Source organism: Thioclava sp. F42-5, assembly GCF_002213195.1.
Lineage (GTDB): Bacteria > Pseudomonadota > Alphaproteobacteria > Rhodobacterales > Rhodobacteraceae > Thioclava > Thioclava nitratireducens.
In genome coordinates this window covers 171,502-195,791 of sequence record NZ_NBNZ01000004.1, presented here as the reverse complement: position 1 = coordinate 195,791, position 24,290 = coordinate 171,502, and the positions used below count along the sequence as shown (strand labels likewise).

At 64.8% G+C, this 24,290-nt stretch carries 24 protein-coding genes; 7 read left to right on the top strand and 17 right to left on the bottom strand.

The genetic code is table 11. The annotated features are described in order from the left end of the window. Positions 1-43: 43 nt before the first annotated feature. The 4 genes from ptsP to B6V74_RS12535 form a co-directional block, all read right to left on the bottom strand. Positions 44-2,287, bottom strand: a complete 2,244-nt coding sequence (gene ptsP, locus B6V74_RS12550; RefSeq protein WP_075775926.1) for a phosphoenolpyruvate--protein phosphotransferase — start codon at positions 2,285-2,287, stop codon at positions 44-46. Between the two features lie 40 nt (positions 2,288-2,327). Beyond that, positions 2,328-3,581, bottom strand: a complete 1,254-nt coding sequence (locus B6V74_RS12545) for an aspartate kinase (RefSeq protein WP_075775925.1) — start codon at positions 3,579-3,581, stop codon at positions 2,328-2,330. A gap of 156 nt (positions 3,582-3,737) precedes the next feature. Next, entirely contained in the window at positions 3,738-4,172 is a 435-nt protein-coding gene (locus tag B6V74_RS12540) for a DUF1178 family protein (RefSeq protein WP_088722954.1), read from the bottom strand. Between the two features lie 67 nt (positions 4,173-4,239). Beyond that, positions 4,240-5,448: a glycosyltransferase N-terminal domain-containing protein gene (locus tag B6V74_RS12535; RefSeq protein WP_088723069.1), complete on the bottom strand. Its 1,209-nt coding sequence runs from the start codon at positions 5,446-5,448 to the stop codon at positions 4,240-4,242. A gap of 168 nt (positions 5,449-5,616) precedes the next feature. On the opposite strand from B6V74_RS12535, the gene B6V74_RS12530 reads away from it, so the two are divergent. Further along, complete coding sequence (locus B6V74_RS12530) at positions 5,617-7,212, top strand: GMC family oxidoreductase N-terminal domain-containing protein (RefSeq protein WP_088722953.1); 1,596 nt, start codon at positions 5,617-5,619, stop codon at positions 7,210-7,212. A 158-nt stretch (positions 7,213-7,370) separates the two neighbouring features. On the opposite strand, the gene B6V74_RS12525 is transcribed toward B6V74_RS12530, so the two are convergent. After that, a complete protein-coding gene (locus tag B6V74_RS12525) occupies positions 7,371-8,126 on the bottom strand; it encodes an EcsC family protein (protein WP_075775922.1) in 756 nt (251 codons plus the stop codon). 48 nt (positions 8,127-8,174) lie between these two features. After that, complete coding sequence (locus B6V74_RS12520) at positions 8,175-8,657, bottom strand: N-acetyltransferase (RefSeq protein WP_088720352.1); 483 nt, start codon at positions 8,655-8,657, stop codon at positions 8,175-8,177. A gap of 72 nt (positions 8,658-8,729) precedes the next feature. On the opposite strand from B6V74_RS12520, the gene B6V74_RS12515 reads away from it, so the two are divergent. Next, on the top strand, positions 8,730-9,329 hold the full coding sequence (locus tag B6V74_RS12515; protein ID WP_088722952.1) for a flavin reductase family protein: 600 nt from the start codon (positions 8,730-8,732) through the stop codon (positions 9,327-9,329). Here B6V74_RS12515 and B6V74_RS12510 read toward each other — a convergent pair. Further along, positions 9,319-10,197, bottom strand: coding sequence for a DMT family transporter (locus B6V74_RS12510; RefSeq protein WP_088722951.1), 879 nt, complete (start codon positions 10,195-10,197; stop codon positions 9,319-9,321). The two genes, B6V74_RS12515 and B6V74_RS12510, sit on opposite strands and share 11 nt — an antisense overlap. Positions 10,198-10,340: 143 nt before the next feature. Here B6V74_RS12510 and B6V74_RS12505 point away from each other — a divergent pair, with 143 nt between their 5' ends. The 3 genes from B6V74_RS12505 to B6V74_RS12495 are packed head-to-tail and all read left to right on the top strand — an operon-like array spanning position 10,341 to position 12,167. Beyond that, the gene (locus B6V74_RS12505) at positions 10,341-11,213 is read left to right on the top strand and encodes an S-methyl-5'-thioadenosine phosphorylase (protein ID WP_088722950.1); all 873 of its coding nucleotides are present in this window, start codon (positions 10,341-10,343) and stop codon (positions 11,211-11,213) included. A gap of 7 nt (positions 11,214-11,220) precedes the next feature. Beyond that, positions 11,221-11,748: an adenine phosphoribosyltransferase gene (locus B6V74_RS12500; RefSeq protein ID WP_088722949.1), complete on the top strand. Its 528-nt coding sequence runs from the start codon at positions 11,221-11,223 to the stop codon at positions 11,746-11,748. Next, a complete protein-coding gene (locus B6V74_RS12495; protein WP_088722948.1) occupies positions 11,745-12,167 on the top strand; it encodes an NUDIX hydrolase in 423 nt (140 codons plus the stop codon). Before B6V74_RS12500 ends, B6V74_RS12495 begins: the two co-directional genes overlap by 4 nt. 123 nt (positions 12,168-12,290) lie before the next feature. Here the strand turns inward: B6V74_RS12495 and B6V74_RS12490 are convergent, their stop codons facing one another. The 10 genes from B6V74_RS12490 to coxB all read right to left on the bottom strand — a co-directional run bounded on the left by B6V74_RS12490 (position 12,291) and on the right by coxB (position 21,170). Next, the gene (locus B6V74_RS12490) at positions 12,291-13,694 is read right to left on the bottom strand and encodes an FAD-binding oxidoreductase (protein WP_088722947.1); all 1,404 of its coding nucleotides are present in this window, start codon (positions 13,692-13,694) and stop codon (positions 12,291-12,293) included. A 110-nt stretch (positions 13,695-13,804) separates the two neighbouring features. After that, a complete protein-coding gene (locus tag B6V74_RS12485) occupies positions 13,805-14,389 on the bottom strand; it encodes a GNAT family protein (protein WP_075775914.1) in 585 nt (194 codons plus the stop codon). Continuing rightward, the gene (locus B6V74_RS12480) at positions 14,389-15,648 is read right to left on the bottom strand and encodes a pitrilysin family protein (protein WP_088720358.1); all 1,260 of its coding nucleotides are present in this window, start codon (positions 15,646-15,648) and stop codon (positions 14,389-14,391) included. The genes B6V74_RS12485 and B6V74_RS12480 overlap by 1 nt, the downstream gene beginning before the upstream one ends. Further along, positions 15,645-17,042, bottom strand: a complete 1,398-nt coding sequence (gene thrC / locus B6V74_RS12475) for a threonine synthase (protein ID WP_088722946.1) — start codon at positions 17,040-17,042, stop codon at positions 15,645-15,647. The genes B6V74_RS12480 and thrC overlap by 4 nt, the downstream gene beginning before the upstream one ends. A gap of 9 nt (positions 17,043-17,051) precedes the next feature. Beyond that, positions 17,052-17,732 carry an SURF1 family protein gene (locus B6V74_RS12470; protein ID WP_168184224.1) on the bottom strand — a complete coding sequence of 227 codons (681 nt, stop codon included), beginning with the start codon at positions 17,730-17,732 and terminating at the stop codon, positions 17,052-17,054. Between the two features lie 73 nt (positions 17,733-17,805). Further along, positions 17,806-18,609: a cytochrome c oxidase subunit 3 gene (locus B6V74_RS12465; protein WP_075775910.1), complete on the bottom strand. Its 804-nt coding sequence runs from the start codon at positions 18,607-18,609 to the stop codon at positions 17,806-17,808. Positions 18,610-18,626: 17 nt separating this feature from the next. Beyond that, positions 18,627-19,220: a cytochrome c oxidase assembly protein gene (locus B6V74_RS12460; protein ID WP_075775909.1), complete on the bottom strand. Its 594-nt coding sequence runs from the start codon at positions 19,218-19,220 to the stop codon at positions 18,627-18,629. Continuing rightward, positions 19,217-19,411, bottom strand: a complete 195-nt coding sequence (locus B6V74_RS12455) for a hypothetical protein (RefSeq protein ID WP_075775908.1) — start codon at positions 19,409-19,411, stop codon at positions 19,217-19,219. The genes B6V74_RS12460 and B6V74_RS12455 overlap by 4 nt, the downstream gene beginning before the upstream one ends. A 3-nt stretch (positions 19,412-19,414) precedes the next feature. Continuing rightward, entirely contained in the window at positions 19,415-20,350 is a 936-nt protein-coding gene (gene cyoE, locus B6V74_RS12450; RefSeq protein ID WP_075775907.1) for a heme o synthase, read from the bottom strand. Positions 20,351-20,384: 34 nt separating this feature from the next. Next, complete coding sequence (coxB, locus tag B6V74_RS12445) at positions 20,385-21,170, bottom strand: cytochrome c oxidase subunit II (RefSeq protein ID WP_233243109.1); 786 nt, start codon at positions 21,168-21,170, stop codon at positions 20,385-20,387. 261 nt (positions 21,171-21,431) lie between these two features. Between coxB and tldD the strand changes: the two genes are divergently transcribed. Beyond that, positions 21,432-22,856: a metalloprotease TldD gene (gene tldD / locus B6V74_RS12440; RefSeq protein ID WP_075775905.1), complete on the top strand. Its 1,425-nt coding sequence runs from the start codon at positions 21,432-21,434 to the stop codon at positions 22,854-22,856. A gap of 226 nt (positions 22,857-23,082) precedes the next feature. Next, entirely contained in the window at positions 23,083-24,222 is a 1,140-nt protein-coding gene (dprA, locus tag B6V74_RS12435; RefSeq protein ID WP_088722944.1) for a DNA-processing protein DprA, read from the top strand. The last annotated feature ends 68 nt before the right edge of the window (positions 24,223-24,290 follow it).

Here is a 24,290-nt window from a genome sequence, read left to right as displayed (position 1 = left end):
CAGCGCCCCTTTTCTATTGCGACCTCAGAGGCCCCCGCCCCTGTCAGAGATGCGCGAGGTAGCTCGTTACCGCGGGGCGCACAGTGGATTGCCCTGCATTGCGCGCCTGCTGGATCACCTGCCGCAGTTCCCCCAGATCGGCGCGGCGGATCAGATGCTTGACCGGACCGATCGAAGCGGGTCGCATCGAAAGCGTACGAATGCCGAGCGCCGCGAAGGTCAGCGCCTCGATCGGGCGCCCCGCATCCTCGCCGCAGAAGCTGAGGCTCGTGTTCGAAACCGCGCAGCGTGCGATGATCCGCTCAAGGAAGTTCAGGAAGGACCCGTCGAGCGTATCGTAGCGGCGACGCACCCGTTCGTTCTCGCGGTCGGCGGCGAAGAAGAACTGCTTCAGATCGTTGCCGCCGATCGAGATGAAATCGCAATCGCGATAGAAGCTGTCCGGCGCGAAGCCGAGGCTCGGGGTTTCCAGCATCGCGCCGATGCGCAACTCTTCGGGCACGGTGCGGCCCAACTGGGCCTCGCGATCACGGACCCGCAGCAAGGTATCGCGCGCGGCGTAGAATTCCTCGGGGAGCGCGATGAAGGGAAACATGATCGACGTCGGGCGTCCGTCGGCTGCGCGCAAGAGCGCCTGCAGCTGCATTCGCAGGATACCCGGCTTGTCGAGCCCCACCCGCAACGCGCGCCAGCCCATCGCCGGGTTCGGCTCGTCCTGCGGTTTCATGTAGGGAACCACCTTGTCGGAGCCGATATCAAGCGTGCGGAAATTCACCCGTCGGCCGTCGGCCGCGTCCATCACCCGCTTGTAGAGCTGAACCAACTCGTCGCGGCGTGGCACCTTTGTGCGGGTCAGGAATTGCAGTTCGGTGCGGAACAGCCCCACCCCATCAGCGCCGGAGCCCTTCAGGGAGGGCAGATCCGCCATCAGCCCAGCATTCATCATCAGCGAGACAATCTGGCCCGATCGATCGACCGCAGGTTGGTCGCGCAGCGAGGCATAGCGTTTCTGTGCCTCGGCCTGCATCGCGATCTTGTCGCGGAATGCATGCGCTACACTTTCCTCTGGCCGCAGGTGCACCACACCCTGATCGCCGTCGACGAGGATCGGGTCACCGTTCAGTGCCTCCGCCGTAATCCGGCCCGCATGGATCACCAGCGGAATCGAGAGCGCGCGGGTGACGATCGCGGCATGCGAGCCGACGGAACCTTCCTCCAGCACCACGCCCTTGAGTTTGCGATCATAGTCGAGAAGTTCCGCCGGGCCGATATTGCGCGCCACGAGCACCGGGTTTTCGGGCATCTCGGCACCGGTATCGCTGCCCTGCCCCGTCAGCTGCCGCAGCAGGCGGTTCGACAGGTCGTCGAGATCGTTGAGCCGTTCGCGCAGGTACGGATCGGGCGCCTTGCGCATCCGGTCGCGCGCGGCGTTCTGCTCCTTCTCGACCGCAGCTTCGGCAGAGAGGCCCGCTGCGATGTCTTCGAGCATCCGCCGCTTCCAGCCCTTGGAGGCGGCGAGCATCTTGAAGGTCTCCAGCACCTGCCGCTGATCCTTGTCGATCAGGGTCGGGCTGGCGAGCATCTCGTCGATCTTGCCGCGCAGTTCGGTGATGGCCTCCTCGAGGCGCGCAGCCTCTGCCTCGGGATCTTCGGCGACCGGGTTCGTCACGACGACGCGCGGCTCGTGCAGCCAGACGCGCCCCTCGGCGGCGCCTTCCTGACCGGTCGCACCGCGGAACATGACCGGGAAGCGGTGAGTCGCACCGATCTCGGAATTCTCGCCGCCGGTGAAGGCGCCAAGCTCGGTCATTTCGGCCAGCACCATCGCGACCACCTCGAGCCCATAAAGTTCGTCATCCGAGAAGCTGCGCTCGTCCTTCGACTGCACGACCAGAACGCCCAGCTTTTCGCCCACGCGCTGGATCGGCACGCCGACGAAGCTGGAGTAAATCTCTTCGCCCGTCTCCGGCATGTAGCGGAAGCCCGGCTCGGAGGGCGCATCGGCGGAGTTGATCGGGCGGCCCGACCGCGCCACGCGGCCCACGAGACCTTCGCCCAGACGCATCCGCGTGTGGTGGACAGCCTCTGCCTTCAGACCTTCGGTCGCGCAAAGCTCTAGCGTTTCGGGATCGCGGAACAGATAGATGGAGCACACTTCGGTGCCCATCGAATCCGCGATGATCTGGGTGATGTGGTTGAGCCGGTCCTGCCCGTCGCCCTCCGTGGCCAGCGTATCGCGCAGGCGTCGCAACAGCGTGCGACTATCACTTTCGCTCAGTTCCACCATCCGCGCAGGTCGTCCCTGTTGCTGCGGCCCTTCGGGTTACTCAGGCCTTGTCGAGTTCGAAGGCATCATGCAGGGCCTGAACCGCCAGTTCCAGATATTTGCGGTCGACCAGCACCGAAATCTTGATTTCCGACGTGGAGATAACCTTGATGTTGACGTTTTCGGCGGCCAGCGCCTTGAACATCTTCGCGGCGACCCCCGCGTGGGAACGCATGCCGATCCCGACGACGGAGATTTTCGCCACGTCCTCGTCGGCGACCAGCTCGTCGAACTGGATCAGACCGGCGTCGCGAGCGTCTTCCATCGCCTTTCGGGCGCGGGCCACCTGATTGACCGGGCAGGAGAAGGTCATGTCGGTGACCTTGACCTCGTGCTCGGCCTGACGCTCGGAGATGTTCTGGACGATCATGTCGACATTCACACCGGCATCCGCGAGCGGCCCGAAGATCGCGCTGGCGATACCGGGGCGGTCCTCGACCGTCACGAGGGTCATTTTCGCTTCGTCGCGAGAAAAGGCGACGCCGGAGACAACTTTCGATTCCATGATTTTATCCTCGTCGCAGACCAGAGTGCCCGAATTCTCCGTGGTTTCCTCGAAGGAGCTTAGCACGCGCAGCGGCACCTTGTAGCGCATCGCGAGCTCGACCGAGCGGGTTTGCAGAACCTTCGCCCCGAGGCTCGCGAGTTCCAGCATCTCCTCGAAGGCGATGCGGTCGAGCTTGCGCGCCTTGGAGGAGACGCGCGGGTCGGTGGTGTAGATGCCGTCGACATCGGTGTAGATGTCGCATCGCTCCGCGCCGAACGCAGCGGCGAAAGCCACAGCGGTCGTGTCCGAGCCGCCCCGGCCGAGCGTCGTGATCCGGTTCTCCGGCGACAACCCCTGGAAGCCGGCGATCACCGCGACCTTGAAGCCTTCGGAGAATTTCTGGTCAAGATTTTCGCGCGGGATCGACACGAAGCGCGCCGCGCCATGCGCAGAGGTCGTGTTGATCGGCACCTGCCAGCCCTGCCAGCTGCGCGCGGAGACGCCCATCTCCTGCAGGCGCAGCGACATCAGGCCGGCGGTGATATTCTCACCCGAGGAGACCACGGCGTCGTATTCGCGCGCATCGTAGAGCGGCGACGTGGTCTCGACCCAGTTGACGAGTTCGTTGGTCTTGCCCGACATCGCGGAGACGATCACGATGACATCGTAACCGCGCTCGACTTCACGCTTCACCTTTTCGGCGGCGTTTGCGATCCGGTCGAGATCGGCGACGGAAGTGCCGCCGAATTTCATCACCAGAATGGGCATGGAAATCCCCCTTGGGCAGAGTCGCGCCTCTGCTAGCTCAAGCCGTTGGGGCACGCAAGAGATTTGGCGTTTCCGGGCCTGCAGATCGGCTCGGGGGCGCTGCCCCTCTTCGCGTTCGCGAACTCACCCCGGGATATTTCGAAAGAGCGAAAAGGGTCAGTTCGTCTTGCGAGTCGACAGGAAGGGCAGCGGCAGAACCGGGAGCCCGTCCTCGAGCATCTTGCGCGCGTCGTCGAGTTTCGCTTCTCCGTGGATCGCGCGTTTCCTGGCGGTGCCCTCGTGCATCGCGCGCGCTTCGGTAGCGAAGTTCATGCCGACGTAATCGGAGTTCTTCTCGATCTCGCGACGCATCGCGGCAAGAGCCTGCTCGGCCTCGGAATGCGGCTGCGAGAGGGGGCGTTCAGGCGCGCCCTCCTGCGTTTTGCGTGTCTGCGCGACGGGCGGCGCCATCAGCGATTTCTCGACGTTTTTCGAGCCGCAAACCGCACATTCCAGCTGGCCTGCCGATTTGAGCGCCTCGAACCCGGAGGCCGAGGGAAACCAACTGTCGAAGCGGTGCTCATTCTCGCATTGCAGCGTATAACGGATCATCTCTGCATCTCCCGAATGGGTAAGCAAATAGGCTATTTAACCCGCGATGCAAGCATATTGGCGCAGGTCATAGACGTGCGATGAGCGCGGTTGCGATGCTTTCGACATCGGCTGGCGGCCCAAGCGCCGCCCGCGCGGCGCGCGCCATTTCCGCCTGTTCGTCGGCGTCGAGCGTGGCGAACGCAGCGGCGAGATCCGACTCGGTCGCGCAAAGCCGCGCGCCGCCTGCCGCGTCGAGTGCGGCATAGGCTGCGGCGAAATTCGCGACATCCGGACCATGCAGCAAAGCGCAGTCGAAGCTCGCCGGTTCATAGGGGGTATGACCGCCCTTTTCGACAAGCGAGCCGCCCACGAAGCACAGGCCCGCGCTCGCATACCAGCGGCCCATTTCGCCCAGCGTATCGGCCAGATAGACCTCCGCGGTCGGGGGCCCGTCCTTCGAGCGGGTGGTATGACGCAGCCCGGCCTTGGCGATCAGAGCTGCGATCTGGGGCGCACGGCGGGGATGGCGCGGAGCGAGGATCAGGCGCAGGCCCGGTCGATGCGCGCGCGCCTTCGCAAAGGCGGCGAGGATCGTCGCATCTTCCCCCTCATGGGTCGACGCGGCCAACACCGTGTCGCTGCGCGGCCAGCCGAGCGGCACGCCCGGTGCGACGGTTATCGAGGTCTTGAGGTTGGCGGGGGGCATCAGCCGCTCTTGCGGCAGGCCAAGGTCGAGGAACCGCGCCTCGGACCCCGCATCCTGCGCCGAGAGCGCGGTGATCTGCGCCACCATCGGCTGCGCGATGCCAATCTTCGCCCAGCGCGCCGCCGAGCGGGCCGACATCCGCGCACCGATAACGAAGAGCGGCCGTTTCGCCTGCGCGAGCAGCGCCATGCGGTTCGGCCACAGCTCGTTCTCGATCACGACCAGCGCGCGGGGGGCATGGCGCGACAGGAACCGCCGCAGCACCGCACGATGGTCGAGCGGTGCCATACGGATCGCGATGCGGGCATCGTTCCAGCCCTGCCCCAGCGCGCGCGCCGTCACCGTGTTCACCGTCACCAACAGCCGCAACGCAGGATCGGCGGCCAGCAGCGCTTCGATCAAAGGCTTGGCGGAGGTCAGTTCACCATTCGAGGCCGCGTGCAGCCACAATCGTCCCGGCGCGGCCTCCCCACCGCCCAACCGCTCCAACAAAGCGACCCGGCTTTCGCGTCCGCGCAGAACGCGCCAGAGCAACGCCGCCAGAACAGGCAGGCTCGCGATACTGACGAGAAGGCGGTAAAGGACCATGAAAGGCTCCGGCGAGATTTGCGCCATAGAACGGATCACCCCCCTCACAGGCAAGCCCCTCCTTGCGTTTTCGCAAAGCGACTTTGCGCGAATGAACGGTCCACGGCCTTGTTTCCCGGACGGCAGCTTGCGAAAGTCCTGCCCGGAGGCGCAGTTCGGGAGGGGCTTATGGAGCAATACGATTACATCGTGGTCGGGGGCGGCAGCGCAGGCTGCGTTCTGGCCAACCGACTGTCGGAGAACCCCAAGCACAAGGTGCTGCTGCTGGAGGCCGGCGGGCGTGACAACTACCACTGGGTCCACATCCCCGTCGGTTATCTCTATTGCATCGGCAACCCGCGCACCGACTGGGGTTTCAAGTCGAAAGCCGAAGCCGGACTGAACGGGCGCGAACTGCTCTATCCACGCGGGCGCATCCTCGGCGGCTGCTCCTCGATCAACGGCATGATCTACATGCGCGGCCAAGCCCGCGATTACGACATGTGGGCGCAGGCGGGCAATCCCGGCTGGGGCTGGGACGACGTGCTGCCGCTGTTCAAGAAGCAGGAAGATTTCTATCGCGGCGAGAGCGACCTGCATGGCGCTGGCGGCGAATTGCGGGTCGAAGAAGCCCGCGTGCGCTGGGAGATGCTCGATACTTTTCTCGAGGCCGCCGAAGAGGCCGGGTTCCCACGCACCGACGATTTCAACACCGGCACCAATGAGGGCGGCGGCTATTTCCACGTCACTCAGAAATCCGGCTGGCGCTGGAGCGCGGTGAAAGCCTTCCTGAAACCCGCGATGCAACGCCAGAACCTGCGGATCGAGACCAACGCGCAGGTCGAGAAGCTCCTGATCGAAGAGGGGCGCGTAATCGGCATCCGCTACAACCAGAACGGACAGAGCCACGATGTGAAGGCGGGCGAGACGGTACTCTCGGCGGGCTCGATCGGCTCGGTCCAGATCCTCGAGCTCTCGGGAATCGGGCGCGGCGACGTGCTGTCCCAGCACGGCATCACCCCGGTGGCCGAAGTGAACGGTGTGGGCGAGAACCTGCAGGACCACCTGCAACTGCGCGTGATCTACAAGGTCTCGGGCGTCAAGAGTCTCAACACCATGGCCTCGACGCTCTGGGGCAAGGCGAAGATCGGGATGGAATATGCGCTGTTCCGCTCGGGGCCGATGTCGATGTCGCCGTCGCAGGTGGGCATCTTCACCCGCAGCTTCCCCGAGAAGGAGACGCCCGATCTGGAGTATCACGTCCAGCCGGTCAGCCTCGACAAGTTCGGCGACGCGGTCCACGCTTTCCCCGGCATGACGGCGAGCGTGTGCAACCTGCGCCCCGAGAGCCGCGGCCATGTGCATATCACCTCTCCCGATTTCCGCGCCCATCCCGAAATCGCGCCAAATTACCTCTCGACCGAGGGCGACCGCCGCGTCGCCGCCGAAGCGATCCGGCAGGTCCGCCGTGTCGCCTCGCAACCGGCCTTCGCGAAATACAAGCCCGAGGAATATAAGCCCGGCCCGGACTATCAGACCGAAGCTGAGCTGGTGAAAGCCGCGGGCGATATCGGCACCACGATCTTCCATCCCGTCGGCACTTGCCGGATGGGGCCTGATGACGGTGCCGTGGTCGATCCGCGGCTACGGCTGAAAGCCCTGAAAGGGCTGCGCATCGCGGATGCCTCGGTGATGCCGACGATCACCTCGGGCAACACCAACGCACCGACGATGATGATCGCCGAAAAGGCGGCGCAGATGATCCTTGAGGACGCGAAGGGCTGAGAAGCTGCTCGCGCCTAGTGGTACGTAGGGGGGCGCTGCCACCGCTCCTTCGGAGCCCCCCGGGATATTTTCGACAAGAGGAAGCGAAGCTACCTTCCTCTTGGTCCAAATATCCCCGCCGGAGGCATTCGACGGAAAACAGGGGCGCGGCGTCGCGATCACTTGGCGATGCGGGCGACAAGCTCCTCGCGCAGAACGCCCTCATCGGTGCCGGTGTCCCGGGCAAGGCGCTTCAGCCCAAAATGGACGCGGGCGATTTCCTGATAATAGCTGGTGAAGGCGTAGTTCACCGCAGCGCCCGCGACTGCGCCCAGAAGCGGGGCGGCCTGGGCGGCGAGTTTCTGACCCAGCACGATCGACAGGCGAGGCGCGACCTTTGCGATCAGCGACTTCATGCTCGACCCGGTGATCGTCGCGCGCGCGGCGAGGAAGCTCAGATCCATCCCGTCATCATCCTCGAGCGGCCCGGCAGATGCGAAGACCCGCAGACATTCGAGCCGCACTTCCTCGGAGGCCGGGTCAAAGCCGTGTTCGGCGGCGATGCCCTGTATGGCGCGCAGTAGCATGGTGACCGTGAAGGGCAACTCGGCGAGCGAACTGCCCAGACCGCCGACGCCGCCGGCGGCCCCCATTGCGGTGGTCAGCGTGCGGTTCATCCAGTCGGGCCGGTCCGCGACGATTCCGCGCGAGCGCTCGGCGGCTGTCATCGCGCCCGAAAGCGCGCGCTCGGTCGCCCCATCCAGACCGTTGCGCACGGGCCCCGGCAATTTGCTCAGAAGCCCTTCGGCGGAACCTCCGACATAGCCGATCAGCTGCATCACCACGCCGCCCGCTGCGCGGTGGCGTTTCGCGAGGGTGTCGAGCTGGCCCAGAATCGCAGGGTCGCTTACGGGGGGAAGAATATCTGCCATCATCGCCTCCTTGCCTTTTCCAGATATGGGGCGGCGGGAGCGCTTCGGCAATCAGTCGTCTTTCTCTACCTGACCGTGCACGCCTTCCCAGGCACCGGGCACCAGTTCGAGCCCCAGAACGCGGTCGGGATTGGTGGGCGGCGGCATCTCGACTTCGTCGAGCTTTGAAAAGCCAAAGCGCTGGTAATAGGGCGCGTCGCCCACCAGCAGCACACGCTCCCAGCCGAGATCGGCGGCGCGCGAGAGGCTTTCGTGCATCAGAATTCCGCCCAGGCCTTCGCCCTGCCGCGTCGGGTGGACCGCGATCGGCCCGAGCAACAGGACGCGCTTGCCGCCGACCCGCACCGGCCAGTAGCGGATTACGGCGGCAAGGATGCCGTCCTGACGCAGCGTGAGGCAAAGCTCCCGGACCGGATCGACGCCGTCGCGAAGGCGATAGGAGGACAGCGCCGTGCGGCCCGGCGCGAAGCAGAGGTCGTAGAGCGCCTCGACCTCCCACCAGTCCTCTGCCGTCTCTTGCGCGAGCTCGTGCATCGCCGCCCCTTTCAGGCTGCCCCTTTCCTGCGCGGTAGCATGCGCTAAGTTCGGGATCAAACAGGAGAAAGCATGTTCTATCGCACCTCGGATGGCCACCCGCTCGCGCATAACCCGTTCAACTCCATCGTCGCCCCACGCCCGATCGGCTGGATTTCGACGCGTAGCGAGATGGGCGACAATCTCGCGCCCTATTCCTTCTTCAACGCGGTCGCCTACACGCCGCCGCAGGTGATCTTCGCCTCGACCGGGGTGAAGCCCGATCGCGACGGCACGAAGGACAGCGTCTCGCAACTGCGCGAGGCGGGGGTGTTCTGCGCCAATCTCGTGACCTATGCGCTGAAGGACCAGATGAACGCCTCCTGCGCCAACTATCCCGCGGGCACCGACGAATTCGCCGAATGCGGGATCGAGAAAGCGGAATGCGAGACCATCGACTGCCCGCGCGTGGCGGCGGCGCCCGCCTCGCTCGAATGTCGCGTCGTGCAGGTCATCAAGCTCTTGGGCGAGGGTAATTACCTCGTTCATGGCGAAGTGACCGGCATCCATATCGCCGATGATTGCCTGAAGGACGGGCTCTATTCGCCGCCCGACCGTCTGGTGCGGCTCGGCAATCGCGGCGATTACGCGGCCGTGTCGGAAACCTTCGAGATGCTGCGGCCTATGCTCTGACCCGCGCGCGGATCCGGCTGCGGCGGCCTTCGACCAGCGTGTAGAGGCCGCTCGCCACGATCAGCGCCGCGCCGAAGATCATGGCGGTGTCAGGCCGCTCGCCGAACACGACCGCCCCGAGGATCAGCGCGAAGATCAGGCGGGTGTAGCGGAAGGGCGTGATGACCGAAACCTCGCCCATACGCATCGCTTTCGTCAGCGACCAATAGGCGAGGCTGCCGAAGGCCACCGCGCCGGCCACATCGCGCAGCGAAACAAGATCGGGCGTCGTCACACCGCCGAAGATCAGAAGGATCAGTACGCCGGTCGGGATCAGCATCATGAAACCGTAGAAACTGAGCTGGAAATTCGACAGCACCGGCGGGCAGGCGCGCGTCGCCAGATCGCGGCCCGCGAAGCCCAGCATCCCCAGAACGGTCCAAAGGGCAGCCGGAACGAAACCGTCGAGGCCGGGGCGCAGCACGATCAGCACGCCGATGAACCCGATCCCCACCGCGACCCAGCGCCGGATGCCGACACGCTCGGAAAACACCACCGCCGCGCCCGCGACGACGACGAGCGGTGTCGCCTGCAGGATGGCGGAGGCGTTCGAGAGCGGCGTCAGCGCGATCCCCAGCGTATAGCCGAGACGCCCGATCACTTCGAGCGCGAGCTTGATCAGGAGCGGTTTCGAGGCGAGCGCCGGATGCAGCAGCCGCTGACCGCGCGCGGTGATAAGTACGCCGAAGACCGCCATCCCGCCGAGGCCGAACAGCATCAGCACCACGCCCACCGCGAGATGGGTCGAGGCGGATTTGACGAACATGTCTTCCATCGCGAAGGCCGCCATCGCTATGACCATCAGCACCGAGCCGCGCAGGTTTTCCATAAATTCTCTCCCGTGAGGGCTCCCATTTCCCTCGCCCATCGGCGATAGACCGCGCGGCAAGTGGCTGCAATCCCTCTTTCCTCCCGCGCGCCCGGGCCTTAGGCTCGCTGCGACGCGGAAAAGACAGCCGGAGGATGCGCGGAATGGACAGGATGATCGGGGTGATCGGCGGCTCGGGCGTCTATCAGATCAACGGGCTGGAAGGGGCCGAGTGGGTCACCGTCGAGACACCTTTCGGCGCGCCCTCCGATCAGGTACTGACCGGCAGCCTCGATGGGGTGATGATGGCCTTCCTGCCCCGCCACGGGCGCGGCCATGTCGAGACGCCGACCACCGTCCCCTACCGCGCAAATATCGCCGCGATGAAACAGTTGGGCGTGACCGATCTGGTCGCGGTCTCCGCCGTGGGTTCGCTGAAAGAGGCCTATGCGCCGGGCGATTTCCTGATCGTGGACCAGTATATCGACCGCACCTTCGCCCGCGAAAAGACCTTCTTCGGTCCCGGCATGGTCGGTCATGTCTCGGTGGCCCATCCCGTCTGTGCGGAGCTTTCGACCGCCTGCGCCGAGGCCGCGCGCAAGACCGGCGTCACCGTCCACGAGGGGGGCACCTATGTCGCGATGGAAGGTCCGCAATTCTCCACCAAGGCCGAGAGCGAGCTCTACCGCCAATGGGGCGCTGATGTGATCGGCATGACCGGCATGCCCGAGGCGAAGCTCGCCCGCGAGGCGGAGCTGCACTATGCATGTGTCGCGATGATTACCGATTACGACTGCTGGCACCCCGATCACGATGCCGTGGACGTGGCGCAGGTCGTTGCCGTGGCGATGAAGAATGCCGATAAGGCGCGCGCTCTGGTCGCGGCCCTGCCGGGTCTGCTGAAAGGGACAGCGGGCGATTGCGCCACCGGCTGCACCCGTGCCCTCGACAGCGCGATCATGACCGCCCCCGACAAGCGCGACCCCGAGATGGCGCGCAAACTGAAGACCATCGCGGGCCGCGTGCTCGAGCTCTGAGGATCCCATGAACGTCAAAGACTATATCCGCACCATCGCCGACTTCCCGCATGAAGGGATCATGTTCCGCGATGTGACCACGCTTTTCGCCGATCCGCGCGGCTTCCGCATGGCGATCGACCAGATGCTTCACCCGTGGGCGGGCCAGCAGATCGACAAGGTCGTGGGGCTGGAGGCGCGCGGCTTCATCATCGGCGGCGCGATCGCGCACCAGCTGTCGAAAGGCTTCGTGCCGATCCGCAAGAAGGGCAAGCTGCCCGGCCAGACGATTTCGCAGGCCTACCAGCTGGAATATGGCGAGGCGGTGATGGAGATGCATGAGGATGCGATCAAGCCCAGCGAGAAGGTTCTGGTCGTCGACGACCTTCTGGCCACCGGCGGCACCGCGCAAGCGGGCATCCAGCTGATCGAACGCGTGGGCGGCGAGATCGTGGGCCTCTCCTTCATCGTCGACCTGCCGGAACTGGGCGGGCGCAAACTGCTCGAAGACCGCGGCATGAATGTCAGCGTGCTCTGCGAATTCGAGGGGGCGTGAGCCCCCGTCCGGTCCCCGCCATTCTCGCCGTCGTGATCCGCGACGGACAGGCCCTGCTGGTGCAACGGGCCAACCCGCCCGATGCCGGGCTATGGGGCTTTCCCGGCGGCAAGGTCGAGCTTGGCGAAACGCTTCTCGCGGCGGCAGAGCGCGAATTGCTGGAGGAAACCGGCGTGCAGGCGCGGGCCACCCATGCCTTCAACGCGCTCGATGTACTTGCCCATGACGATGCGGGCGCGCTGGAGCATCACTTCGTGCTGATCGCGGTCGAATGTCAGTGGCAGGCCGGAGAGGCGGTCGCCGCCGATGACGCTCTGGATGCGCGCTGGGTCGATGTCGACCGGATGGAGAACGACCTTCCCCTAAGCCGCGATGTAGCACGGATCGCGCGGCAGGCCGCCGCGCTGGGGCCGCGATAACGTCTTTCTTACGCAAATCGACCTAACCTGACCGGGCCAGATGGTTCGGCTGCTTGCAATGACACGTGAACCAGAACGCCGCGCTCCGCCTGCTCTCCTGGCGGGGCGCGTTTCTCTTGGCCCTCAGCGCTCCGCCAACACCGCGCCGGGGTTCAGGATGCCCTTGGGATCAAGCGCCGCCTTGATCGCGCGCATCGCGGCCAGCTTGCCCGGATCGCCGTAGCGCTCCAGATCGCCCACCTTGAGCCGCCCGATCCCATGCTCGGCCGAGATCGAGCCGCCGAAACGGTCGACCAGATCGTAGACCGTCTCGGGGATCGCACGGCGCAGGTTCTCGTATTCCCTGCGGTCGCGCCCCTCGGCGGGGAAGGCGTTGAAATGCAGATTGCCGTCGCCGACATGGCCGAAACAGTTGATCCGGATATTGCCGAGGTCGAGAAGAGCGCCACGCGCCTCTTCGATGAAAGCGGCCAGCTTCGGCAGCGGCAGCGAGATGTCGTGGCTCGATATCGACCCGATCCGCTTGTTCGCTTCCGGCAGGCTCTCGCGCAGCGACCACATCTGGGCGCGCTGGCTCTCGGAGCTTGCGATCACCCCGTCGCTGACCAGCCCCTCGGCGGCCTCGAACAGCTCCGCAAGCGCCTCTTCCGGGGTGAGCCCCTCGGGCAGACCGATCTCGATCAGCACCGACCAGTCGGGGCGCACCTCGAAAGGTTGATGTACCTCCGGTCCGACCTCGTCGAGGAAACGCAGCCCCTGCCCCGAGATCAACTCGAAGGCCGAGACACAGCCCGGCATCCGGGCCTCGGCCAGTTCCAGAAGTTCCAGCGCTGCGGCGGGGCTTTCAACAACCATCATCGCCGTGCCGACCGCCGCCGGGCGCGGGAAGAGCCGCAGCGTCGCGGCCGTGATGATCCCGAGCGTGCCCTCGGACCCGATCAGCAGGTCCTTCAGATCGTAGCCAGTATTGTCCTTGCGCAGATGCTTGAGGCCGGAGATCACCGTGCCATCGGCCAGCACCGCCTCGACGCCCAGACACAGCTCGCGCGCGTTGCCATAGCGCAGTACGTTCACCCCGCCCGCATTGGTCGCCAGCACACCGCCGATCCGGGCGGAGCCCTGGCTCGCGATGGTCAGCGGAAACAGCCGCTCCACGCCTTCCGCCGCCTGCTGCGCCTCAAGCAGAGTCGCGCCTGCCTCGATCTCCAGCACATGGCCGCTGACCGCGCGAACCGCGTTCATTTTCTCGAGGCTCAGGATCACCGGCGCGGGGCCGTCCTCGGTGATCTGGCCGCCAACCAGCCCGGTGCCGCCGCCATAGGGCATCACAGCGACGCCCGCCGCGTGGCAGTTCCTCAGCACCGCCGCGACCTCTTCGGTCGACGTCGGCTTCACCAGCACCCCGCCGATACCGTGATAGCGCCCGCGCGGCTCTTCGAGATAGGACGCCCCCGGAGCGCCGAGGCTCAGGCGCGGCACCGCCTCCCGCAGCGTCTCGACGAAACTTTCATCAGCGGCGGTACGCATCTCTGGCTCCTTCGGCTTGGCTTAAGTATCCTGGGGGGCTGGCTGCGCCAGCGGGGGCAGCGCCCCCTCTGCCGTTCGCCCCGCAACATGTCGCGCGAGCGCAGGCGTCCCTATCGGACATCCGTCCGTCCCCGGCGATCCGAGCGCAGGTTGGAATAGAGGACGTGATTGCGCCAGCGCCCGTTGATCTGCAGGTAGCTCTGCGCGACTCCCTCGTATTTGAAACCGGATTTCTCCAGAACCCCGCGCGAGGCCGCATTCTCGGGCAGGCAGGCCGCCTCGATCCGGCTGAGGTCGAGCTTGGTGAAGGCGTAATGCACGACGGCCTCGATCGCCTCGCGCATGTAACCCTGACGCGCGTGACGCTGGCCGATCCAATAGCCCAGCGTGCCCGCCTGCGCCGGTCCGCGCCGGATATTGTCGAGCGTAATTGCTCCGAGGAACGTCTCGTCGCGGCGCGAGAAAAGGAAGACGGGGACCGCGGTGCCATTCGCGATCGCGCGGGCGGCCCAGTAGACCCGGTTGGAGAAGGCCTTGCGCCCGAGATGGTCGGAGGACCAGCTCGGCTCCCACGGGGTCAGGAAGGCGCGGCTGTCCTCACGCAGGCTGGCCCACGGGCGATAATCCCCATGCTGCGGCGGACGAAGGATCATCCGATCCGTATCGATCCGCAGCTGACGACGGCGCGCGAACATCAGGCGGCGAGCCTTTCCCGCAATGCGCCCAGTTCGGGAGCATCCTTGACCGGACCGTAAAGCGCCATCGCGGTGCGACCACCGATCGCGAGCCGTTCCCCGAAATCGCGCACCGCGTCACGGGTGACGCTGTCGATCCGGGCCGAGGCCTCGTCGATCCCGGGCACCCGGCCCCAGATATAGAGGCTGCGCGCCATGCGTTCTGCGCGCGCCGAAGCGCTTTCCAGCCCCATCAGCAGACCCGCCTTGATCTGGGCGCGGGCGCGGGCGATCTCGACCTCGGTCATGTCTTCGGCCGCGCGTTTCAACTCGTCGATGGTCAGCTCGGCCAGACCGCGAATCTCGTCGCCCGACGTGCCCGCGTAGACGGTGAACATGCCGGTGTCCTCGTAGGCGCCGGCCTGCGAGAAGATCGTGTAGCACAGGCCCCGTTCTTCGCGGATCTTCTGGAACAGGCGCGAGGACATGCCCCCCCCCATCGCGACCGAATAGACTTGCGCGGTATATAGATCGGCGTCGCGATAGCTGGGCGCTTCGATGCCAAGCGCGAAATGCGCCTGTTCGAGCTGTTTGATCTCGCGCCGCTCGTTGCCGATCCATTTCGCCGGATAAGGCGCGGGGTTCAGCGCGGGGCGCAGATCACCGAAGATATCCTCGGCGCGTTTCACGATCTCCGCGTGATCGACATTACCGGCCGCCGAGAGGATCATCTGATCCGGGCCGTAATGCTCGGACACGAAGCCGGACAGATCGTCGCGCGCGAAGCTGCGGACCTTCTCCGCCGGGCCGAGGATGGTGCGGCCCATCGGCTGATCAGGGTAAGCTGCCTCTTGCAGCCAGTCGAAAATCACGTCGTCGGGCGTGTCGAGCGATTGGCCGATCTCTTGCAGGATCACGCCGCGCTCCACCTCGATCTCACGCTGATCGAAGACCGGGTTAAGCAGGATGTCCGAAATAACGTCGAGTGCGAGCGGCACGTCTTCGGCCAGCACGCGGGCGTAATAGGCGGTCATCTCGCGCGAAGTATAGGCGTTGATATAGCCGCCCACATCCTCGATCGCTTCCGCGATCTGCAGCGCCGAGCGGGTCTTGGTGCCCTTGAACGCCATATGTTCGAGGAAATGTGCGATGCCGTTCTGCTCGGGGCGTTCGTGGCGGCCACCGGCAGTGATCCAGACGCCGATCGCGGCGGAGGCGAGGCCCGGCATCGTCTCGGTGATGATACGCAAGCCGTTCTTCAGGGTGGTCATTTCGATCATGTGCGGCGACGCTCCCGGATCAGCGCTTCAAGGTCGGCGAGATCATTCGGCACCCGGGTCACACGCTCCTCGCGGGTGAACAGGTCGGCCATGCGCGGCGGCAGATCGGGGCGGATGCCCGTCGCCTCTTCCACGGCATCGGGGAACTTCGCGGGATGCGCGGTCGCGAGCGTGATCATCGGCGTGGCCGGGTCACGCGCGACGGCAGCTTTGCCCACGTTCACGCCGACCGCCGAATGCGGGCAAAGCAATTCGCCGGTTTCCTTGAGCGTATCGCCGATCTCTTCCATCGTGCGCGCCTCGCCGACCGAGCCGCTGTCGTAGATATCGCGCAGCGCACCGATGGCGTTTTCGGAGACGGTGAAGGAGCCTTCGGTTTTCAGCTCGTCCATCAGCTTCTCGATCGCGGCCCCGTCCTTGCCGTAGGCCCAGAACAGTGCGCGCTCGAAGTTCGAACTCACCTCGATATCCATCGACGGCGAGATCGAGGGCGTGACGCCCTGCTTGGTGTAATCGCCCTTCTCGAGGCAGCGATGCAGGATGTCGTTTTGGTTCGTCGCGATCACCAGACGCTCGACCGGCAAACCCATTTCCTTTGCGAGGAAGCCCGCGAAGATATCACCGAAATTGCCGGTGGGCACGGTGAAGGAGACCTTGCGATGCGGCGCGCCAAGTGCCACGGCGGAGGAGAAGAAATACACGATCTGCGCCAACACACGGGCGAAGTTGATCGAGTTCACGCCCGCCAGACCGACCTCGTCACGGAAGTCGAAATCGTTGAACATGTCCTTCAGCTTCGCCTGACAATCGTCGAAATCGCCATCGAGCGCGAGCGCGTGGACGTTGCCCTCGACGGGCGTCGTCATCTGGCGGCGCTGGACCTCGGACACACGGCCATGCGGGAAGAGGATGAACACATCGACATTGTCGAGCCCGCGGAACGCCTCGATCGCGGCCGAGCCGGTATCGCCCGAGGTGGCGCCGACGATGGTGATCTTCTGATTGCGCTTTTGCAGTTCGATCTGGAACAGCTGTCCGATCACCTGCATCGCGAAATCCTTGAACGCGAGCGTGGGGCCGTGGAACAGCTCCAGCAGGAAATGGTTCGGCGCCAGCTGCACCATCGGCGCGCGGGCGACATGGCCGAAGCCGGAATAGGCGCGGGAAATGGCGCCGCGCAGCTCCTCGTCCGAGAAGGTCTCGGAGACGAAGGGCTTCATCACGCGGAAGGCGATTTCCTCGTAGGGCTGCCCTGCGAGCGCGGCGATCTCGTCGGCGGAAAACTGCGGCACGGTCTCGGGCACGTAGAGCCCGCCGTCACGGGCAAGCCCCGTCAGCATCGCATCGCCGAAATTCAGAACCGGGGCTTTGCCCCGAGTGGAAACATAACGCATCGTCAATCCTCAGGCCTGTTGCCGCCTGATACGCCAGAGAAGAAAGATTGTCATCCCGGCCCAGACGATTGCGAGCAAAAACCAGGTGATCGCGTAGCCGAGGTGGTCGTTGGGGATGCCGGTGATCGTGACGGGGACCGGCGTTATGCCCTGCGCCGCGCCTTGGACGGTGCGGGCAACGATCAGGATCGGCTCGGTGCCGAGCTTCGCGGCCATCGCAGGCACGTCGCGGGCGAACCAGATGCCCGACTTCGCGTCGGGCTTGGGCGTGTAACTGTCGGCTTCTTCGGGCCAGTGCAGGTTACCGGTGACGGTCAGATCCGTTGCGGGGCGGTCGGCGCCCTTTTCGCCCTCGGGGATGAAGCCACGATCGAGCAGGATCTTGCGGCCCTGATCGGTCTCGAAAGCGTCGATCACCCGGTAGCCCGCGCCGACGCCCTTCTGGCCCGAAAGCACGAGGATCTCCTGGCCCGTCGTGCGCCCGCTTACCGTGACGGGTTCGTATTTCAGCGGCTTGGTGTCGGTGCCTTCAGGCGGCAGCGCCTGCGGCTGGCCTTCGATCTTGGCGGAAATCTCGGCCAGCATCGCCTCTTTCCAGCCAAGGCGCTGCACCTGCCAGATGCCGAGCGAGATCAGGATCGCGCAGCCGACGACGCCCAGCAGCAGCGGAAAGATATAGCGTTTCATCAAGCCTCCAAGAAAGCGGCGCGAGGGTCGCCCCCCGCGCCGATCTGCGCATTTTGCGTGAGATGGCAGGGGGCGCTTACGCGCTGCCCCAGATATAGATCGACGCGAACAGGAAGAGCCAGACCACATCGACGAAGTGCCAGTACCAGGCGGCGGCCTCGAAACCGACATGCTCGTTCTGGGTCATCTGGCCGCGCATGATACGCAGCAGGCAGACCAGCAGGAAGATCGTCCCGATGATCACGTGCGCGCCGTGGAAGCCGGTCGCCATGAAGAAGTTGGCGCCATAGATATTGCCCGCCAAACCGAAGGCCGCGTGGCTGTATTCGTAGGCCTGCAGCACCGTGAAGGACGCGCCGAGGATCACCGTGAGGATCAGCCCCTGCTTGACCTGGCTGCGGTCGTTCTCATGGACCAGAGCGTGGTGCGCCCAGGTTAGCGTCACGCCCGAAAGCAGCAGGATTACGGTGTTGATCAGCGGCAGGTGCCATGGATCGAAGGTAACGATGCCCTCGGGCGGCCAGACGCCATCCTTGAGCGGGCTCATCGGGCCCATCGGGTACATGGCGTGCTTGAAGAAGCTCCAGAACCAGGCCGCGAAGAACATCACTTCGGACATGATGAACAGGATGAAGCCGTAGCGCAGGCCGATCCGGACGACGGGCGTGTGATCGCCGGTCTCGCCTTCGTGGACTACGTCCGACCACCAGCCATACATGGTATAAAGCACCACGAGCAGGCCGCCGAAGAAGACGTAATGGGTGATGCTCTGCATCCAGAGCACCGCCCCGAAGAGCATGATGAAGCCACCAACGGCACCGAGGAAGGGCCAGATCGAGGGCGGTAGGATGTGGTAGTCGTGGTTCTTTGCGTGGGCCATGCGTCTCCCTCCGATGGCTAGTTGACCGTCTCCGTCTCCCTTTGACGGACCGAGGCGGTGTCTTCCGGCTCGGGAAGGTCGGTTTGATAGAAAGTGTAGCTCAACGTGATCGCGTGAATCCGCTTCGCATCCGCATCATCGACGATGCCGGGATCGACGAAGAAGCTCACCGGCATCTGCACCCTCTCCCCGGGTTGCAGCACCTGTTCGGTGAAGCAGAAACACTGGATCTTGTCGAAATAGTAGCCGGCCACATCGGGCGAGACGTTGTAGCTCGCCGTGCCCGCGATGACGTGATCGGTCGGGTTGTAGGCCTCGTAGAAGGCCAGCCCGTTCTGGCCGATCTTCAGCTTCATCTCGGTCTGGACCGGCTTGAATTTCCACGGCATGCCCGGTGCCACGTTGGCGTCGAAACGCACGAGAATCTCGCGGTCGAGAACCTTGTCGGGCAGCACCTCGGCAGTGTTGGTCGTGCCGCCATATCCGGTGGTCTTGCAGAACCAGTTGTAGAACGGCACCGCAGCCCAAGCCCCTGCCCCCATCACGACGATCACCGCGAGCAGCGAGAGCAGCACGCGCGTATTCGACCGATCTGTGGGGCGCTGGGTCATTTCGAGGCGCCCTCCGCCGGCAGCACCGAGGCGCGCGGCTGGTGGTCGTAGGCTTCCATCTTCGAGCCGTTCTCGACCTTGACCACGGTCAGGCCGAAGACGATCGCGACGAACCCGAGAAGAACCGCTCCAAGCCCCACATTGCGGGTGAACCGGCGGATATGGAGGTCACTGTCTCGGGTGATTGCCATCGCTTACCAAGCTCCCAAACCGATATAGCTCAGCCCCGCTTCGGCCAGCAAAGCCGCGAAATGCGCGAAGAGGTAGATGAGCGAGAAATAGAAGAAGCGCTTTTCGACCGCGTATTTGTCGGCCTCCGCCTGCGCTTCGGTGCGGGCGTGGATTTCGATCGCGCCCTTGATGAAGAGCGCGTTCATGATCAGCGCCGTCGCGAAATAGACCGGACCGCCGATCGAGGTGAAACCGGTGCCGACCGCGATGGGGGCGAGGATGAAGGCGTAGAACAGGATGTTCTTGCGCGTCACCACCCGACCATGGGTCGAGGTCAGCATCGGCACTTTCGCCTCGTCGTAATCGGACTTCATGAACAGCGCGAGCGACCAGAAATGCGGCGGCGTCCAGAGGAAGACCAGCAGGAACATCGCCACGGATTCGATCGAGATGCCACCCGTCGACACGGCCCAGCCGATCATCGGAGGGAAGGCGCCCGCAGCGCCGCCGATCACGATGTTCTGCGGCGTCGCGCGCTTCAGCCACATCGTGTAGACGACGACATAGAAGAAGATGGTGAAAGCAAGGAACAGGCCCGAGAAGATATTCGTGGCCAGCGCCAGCATCACGCAGGAGATGCCCGAGAGCGCCAGCCCGAAGCCCAGCGCCTCGCGCTCAGAGATGCGGCCCGCCGGGATGGGACGACCGCGAGTGCGGCGCATGATCCGGTCGATATCCGCGTCATACCACATATTCAGTGCGCCCGAGGCGCCACCGCCCAGCGCGATGAACAGGATCGCGACGAAGCCCACGAAGGGATGCACCGGATTCGGCGCCACCACGAGACCGACGAAAGCGGTGAAGACCACCAGCGACATCACGCGCGGCTTCAGAAGCGCGATGTAGTCGCCGAGCCGCGCCTCGTTGTCCTGTTGGCGAATATAGCTGATGTCACTCATGAAAGCGTTCCTCGGGTGTTATCGCACGATGTATTCAGTTCTGTGCGACCCGAACCGCCCCATCCGTCTCGACCGAGGCGAAGTCATTCTTCGCACGCTCGAGCCAGTTAGCGTAAACTTCCGGTGAGACAACTTTGACCACAATGGGCATGTAAGCGTGGTTGGTGCCGCAAAGCTCCGAACACTGGCCGAAATACACACCTTCTTGATCGGCCTTAAACCACAATTGCGCGATCCGGCCCGGCACGGCGTCCTGCTTCACCGCGAAGGCCGGCACGGTCCAGCTGTGAATCACGTCCGCGCCAGTGACTTGCACGACGATCGTCTTGCCTTTCGGCACCACCATCGCGTTGTCAGCTGCCAGCAGGTATTCGTCAGGTGCATAGCCATGCTCTTCGAGGTCTTCCTTCGCGAGCAGAAGCGAATCGAACGAAATGCCCTCATCGGGGTATTCGTAGCCCCAGTACCACTGGTAACCGGTCACCTTCACGGTGATGTCGCCCTCGGGAATTTCCTGCTGGTTCCACAGCGCGGGCAACGAGAAGGCCCCGATCGCCACGAGGATCACGATCGGCACGAAGGTCCAGGTGATCTCGAGAGGCGTGTTATGGGTGAAGCTGCGCGGCGTCGGGTTGGCGCGGCTGTTGAAGCGCAGCAGCGAATAGATGATCAGGGCGAAGACCAGAACGCAGATCGCGGCGATGATGACCAGAAGCATATGGTCGAGCCATTGCTGGTCTTCCGCGAGGTTGGACGACGCTGGCTGGAACCCCGTCCCGCCCAGATGCGGCTTACCGATTACCGGCAGCCCCTTGATCATGTCCTGAGCCGAGGCCTGCCCGGCGACGAGCGTCGACAGAACAGCCGACGTGACAGCGGCCGCGATACCGCGGCCCTTGCTTGCAAAGCGCATAAGTCCCATGTCTCCCTTTTGGCGGCGTTTCTCCCTGCCGCCCGACGGCGTCCGGCTCTCCCAAACCGTTCACCGTTGCGTGTTCTCACTTTAAAATCATATTGGGAGGATGGCGCAAGCAAAAGCTGCGACATTTTGGCAATTTTGATCGCTATCCGAGGAGAGACGATGACCCAGCCTGACCGTTTCGCGCCATTCGAGGACAAGCTCGACAAGGACCGCGCCCTGCAATTGCTGCGCGAGGCGACCGCGGGGGCCGAGGATGGCGAGTTGTTTCTCGAACAGCGTCGGTCCGAGGCGCTCGTGTTCGATGACGGGCGGGTCAAGACCGCCTCTTACGACGCCTCCGAAGGATTCGGCCTGCGGGCGGTGAAGGGCGATGTCGCGGGCTATGCCCATTCGACCGAGATTTCCGAAGCCGCGCTGAAGCGGGCGACCGAAACTGCGCGGCTGGCCGTGGGCGACGGCGGCGGAACGATGGCGCCCCCGCCCAAAGGCACGAACCTGCATCTATATAGTGATACCGATCCGGTCTCCGACACGCCCTTCGCGGCGAAGATCGACATACTGCGCGAGATCGACGCCTTCGCCCGCGACCTCGACCCGCGCGTCGTGCAGGTCTCGGCCTCGATGGCGGCGAGCCTGCAGGAGGTCTTCATTCTTCGCCCCGAGGGTGGGTTGGTCTCGGATATCCGCCCGATGGCGCGGATCAACATCTCGGTGATCGTGGAAGAGAACGGGCGGCGCGAGTCCGGCGGTCATGGCGGCGGCGGACGCTTCGGACTGTCGGGCCTGATCGAACCCGCGCATTGGCAACCCGTCGCGCGTGAGGCGCTGCGCATCGCGCTGGTGAACCTGCGCGCAGAACCAGCGCCAGCGGGCGTTATGGATGTGGTGCTTGGCCCGGGCTGGCCGGGTGTGCTGTTGCACGAAGCAGTCGGGCACGGGTTGGAAGGCGACTTCAACCGCAAGAAATCTTCGGCCTTCGCCGGGCTGATGGGCCAGCAGGTCGCCGCGAAAGGTGTCACCGTGCTTGATGACGGCACGATCCCCGATCGGCGCGGTTCGATCACGATTGACGACGAGGGCACGCCCTCGGGCAAGAACGTGCTGATCGAGGACGGCGTGCTCGTAGGCTACATGCAGGACCGCCAGAACGCGCGGCTGATGGGCGTCGAGGCCACCGGCAACGGGCGGCGCGAGAGCTTCGCCCATGCTCCGATGCCGCGGATGACCAACACTTATATGCTCGGCGGCGATGCCGATCCGGGCGAGATCCTCGCCGATCTGAAGGACGGCATCTATGCGGTCGGCTTCGGCGGTGGTCAGGTCGACATCACCAATGGCAAGTTCGTCTTCAACTGCACCGAAGCCTATCGCGTGAAGAACGGTGTCGTAGGCGCACCAGTAAGAGGCGCGACGCTGATCGGCGACGGGCCGACCGCGATGCAGCATATCCGCGCCATCGGCAACGACCTCGCCCTCGACCCCGGCATCGGCAATTGCGGCAAGGCGGGGCAATGGGTACCGGTCGGCGTCGGCCAGCCGACCCTGATGATCGGCGGCCTCACGGTGGGCGGCTCGGCGGCGTAATCGTTTCCGACAGATACGGGCGGAACGGTCCATGAAGACCGCTTCGCCCGCGCGATCACATGAAGACCGCTTCGCCCGCGCGATCAGAAGCTACAAATCGGCGACGCCGAAAATTTGCAGTCAAAACGCAGAAAATTCCTTCCAAACGCCGCGCACACCGAGTTTTGGTAACAACTTATTAAGAATAACACGGCAAGAAGGGTGGGCGATTGAGGCGGAGGGCCGGATGGAAACAGATTTGTTTTCTTACCCCACCCCCTTCACCCCACCCACCACGGAAGAAGACAAACTATCTGCTCTTCGCCTCATTCGCTCCCGACGTGTCGGGCCCACAACTTTCCACAGATTGATCGGCGAACATGGCTCCGCGACGGCAGCGCTCGCGGCCCTGCCAGAGGTCGCACGCGCGGCGGGCGTCACCGGTTACACCCCTTTCCCCGAGAAACAGGCCCGCGCAGAGATCAAGGCGGGCAAGGCCGCAGGGGCGCTGCTCCTGATTCATGGAGGGCCTGACTATCCCCCCGCGCTTGCGCAGATCGACGATGCGCCACCCGTGCTCTGGGCGCTTGGCCAGCCGGAGCTGCTCACCCGCCCGATGATCGCGCTAGTCGGTGCGCGCAACGCGTCCTCGCTGGGGCTGCGCATGGCGAAGCGGTTGAGCGAAGGGCTGGGCGAGGCGGGCATCTGCGTGGTCTCCGGGCTGGCGCGCGGGATCGATGCCGCCGCCCATGAGGCCGCCCTACCCACCGGGACGATCGCGGTGCAGGCGGGTGGAATCGACGTGATCTACCCGCAGGAGAACACGACGCTTGCCCGACAGATCGCGGAGACCGGGCTGCGGCTGACCGAAGCCCCGCCCGGCACGCAGCCGCAGGCGCGCCACTTCCCTGCGCGCAACCGGATTATCTCGGGGCTCAGCGCCGGCGTCGTCGTGGTCGAAGCGGCCCTGAAATCCGGCAGCCTGATCACCGCGCGCGATGCGCTCGATCAGGGGCGCGAGGTAATGGCCGTCCCGGGACACCCGATGGACGGGCGCGCGGGCGGCTGCAACGCGCTGCTCCGCGACGGCGCGACATTGGTGCGCGGGCCCGAGGACGTGCTGGCCGCGCTCAATGCGCGGAGAGCGACCGTCGCCCGGACCGCACCCGAACCCAGCCCCCGGCGTTCGTCCGGAAAGCCAGCTCCGGAACCTGCCGATCTGGGCACGAAGATCCTCGAACGGCTCGGCCCCTCCCCCACCGCCGAGGATCAGGTGATCCGCGATCTCGACGTGCCGGCGGCGGCCTTTTCACAGGCTCTCACCGCACTCGAGATCGAGGGCCGGATAGAGCGCCATCGCGGCGGGCTGATCAGCCGCCCGGTTTAAGGCCTGCGGGATTTCCTCAGCGCCAGGGTGCATTGACAATCCCCACCAAACCCCCACATGTTCCGCGC

Bases quoted from the DNA above. Each gene is read 5' to 3' on its own strand.
- B6V74_RS12525 (WP_075775922.1), bottom strand. From the start codon at position 8,126: ATGATGGCAGATATTCTTCCCCCCGTAAGCGACCCTGCGATTCTGGGC.
- thrC (WP_088722946.1), bottom strand. From the start codon at position 17,042: ATGCGTTATGTTTCCACTCGGGGCAAAGCCCCGGTTCTGAATTTCGGC.
- B6V74_RS12520 (WP_088720352.1), bottom strand. From the start codon at position 8,657: ATGCACGAGCTCGCGCAAGAGACGGCAGAGGACTGGTGGGAGGTCGAG.
- B6V74_RS12465 (WP_075775910.1), bottom strand. From the start codon at position 18,609: ATGGCCCACGCAAAGAACCACGACTACCACATCCTACCGCCCTCGATC.
- cyoE (WP_075775907.1), bottom strand. From the start codon at position 20,350: ATGAGTGACATCAGCTATATTCGCCAACAGGACAACGAGGCGCGGCTC.
- B6V74_RS12535 (WP_088723069.1), bottom strand. From the start codon at position 5,448: ATGGTCCTTTACCGCCTTCTCGTCAGTATCGCGAGCCTGCCTGTTCTG.
- B6V74_RS12460 (WP_075775909.1), bottom strand. From the start codon at position 19,220: ATGACCCAGCGCCCCACAGATCGGTCGAATACGCGCGTGCTGCTCTCG.
- B6V74_RS12510 (WP_088722951.1), bottom strand. From the start codon at position 10,197: ATGGAAAACCTGCGCGGCTCGGTGCTGATGGTCATAGCGATGGCGGCC.
- B6V74_RS12540 (WP_088722954.1), bottom strand. From the start codon at position 4,172: ATGATCCGTTATACGCTGCAATGCGAGAATGAGCACCGCTTCGACAGT.
- dprA (WP_088722944.1), top strand. From the start codon at position 23,083: ATGGAAACAGATTTGTTTTCTTACCCCACCCCCTTCACCCCACCCACC.
- coxB (WP_233243109.1), bottom strand. From the start codon at position 21,170: ATGATCAAGGGGCTGCCGGTAATCGGTAAGCCGCATCTGGGCGGGACG.
- B6V74_RS12545 (WP_075775925.1), bottom strand. From the start codon at position 3,581: ATGCCCATTCTGGTGATGAAATTCGGCGGCACTTCCGTCGCCGATCTC.
- B6V74_RS12530 (WP_088722953.1), top strand. From the start codon at position 5,617: ATGGAGCAATACGATTACATCGTGGTCGGGGGCGGCAGCGCAGGCTGC.
- B6V74_RS12490 (WP_088722947.1), bottom strand. From the start codon at position 13,694: ATGCGTACCGCCGCTGATGAAAGTTTCGTCGAGACGCTGCGGGAGGCG.
- B6V74_RS12485 (WP_075775914.1), bottom strand. From the start codon at position 14,389: ATGTTCGCGCGCCGTCGTCAGCTGCGGATCGATACGGATCGGATGATC.
- B6V74_RS12515 (WP_088722952.1), top strand. From the start codon at position 8,730: ATGTTCTATCGCACCTCGGATGGCCACCCGCTCGCGCATAACCCGTTC.
- ptsP (WP_075775926.1), bottom strand. From the start codon at position 2,287: ATGGTGGAACTGAGCGAAAGTGATAGTCGCACGCTGTTGCGACGCCTG.
- B6V74_RS12500 (WP_088722949.1), top strand. From the start codon at position 11,221: ATGAACGTCAAAGACTATATCCGCACCATCGCCGACTTCCCGCATGAA.
- B6V74_RS12505 (WP_088722950.1), top strand. From the start codon at position 10,341: ATGGACAGGATGATCGGGGTGATCGGCGGCTCGGGCGTCTATCAGATC.
- B6V74_RS12480 (WP_088720358.1), bottom strand. From the start codon at position 15,648: ATGATCGAAATGACCACCCTGAAGAACGGCTTGCGTATCATCACCGAG.
- tldD (WP_075775905.1), top strand. From the start codon at position 21,432: ATGACCCAGCCTGACCGTTTCGCGCCATTCGAGGACAAGCTCGACAAG.
- B6V74_RS12455 (WP_075775908.1), bottom strand. From the start codon at position 19,411: ATGGCAATCACCCGAGACAGTGACCTCCATATCCGCCGGTTCACCCGC.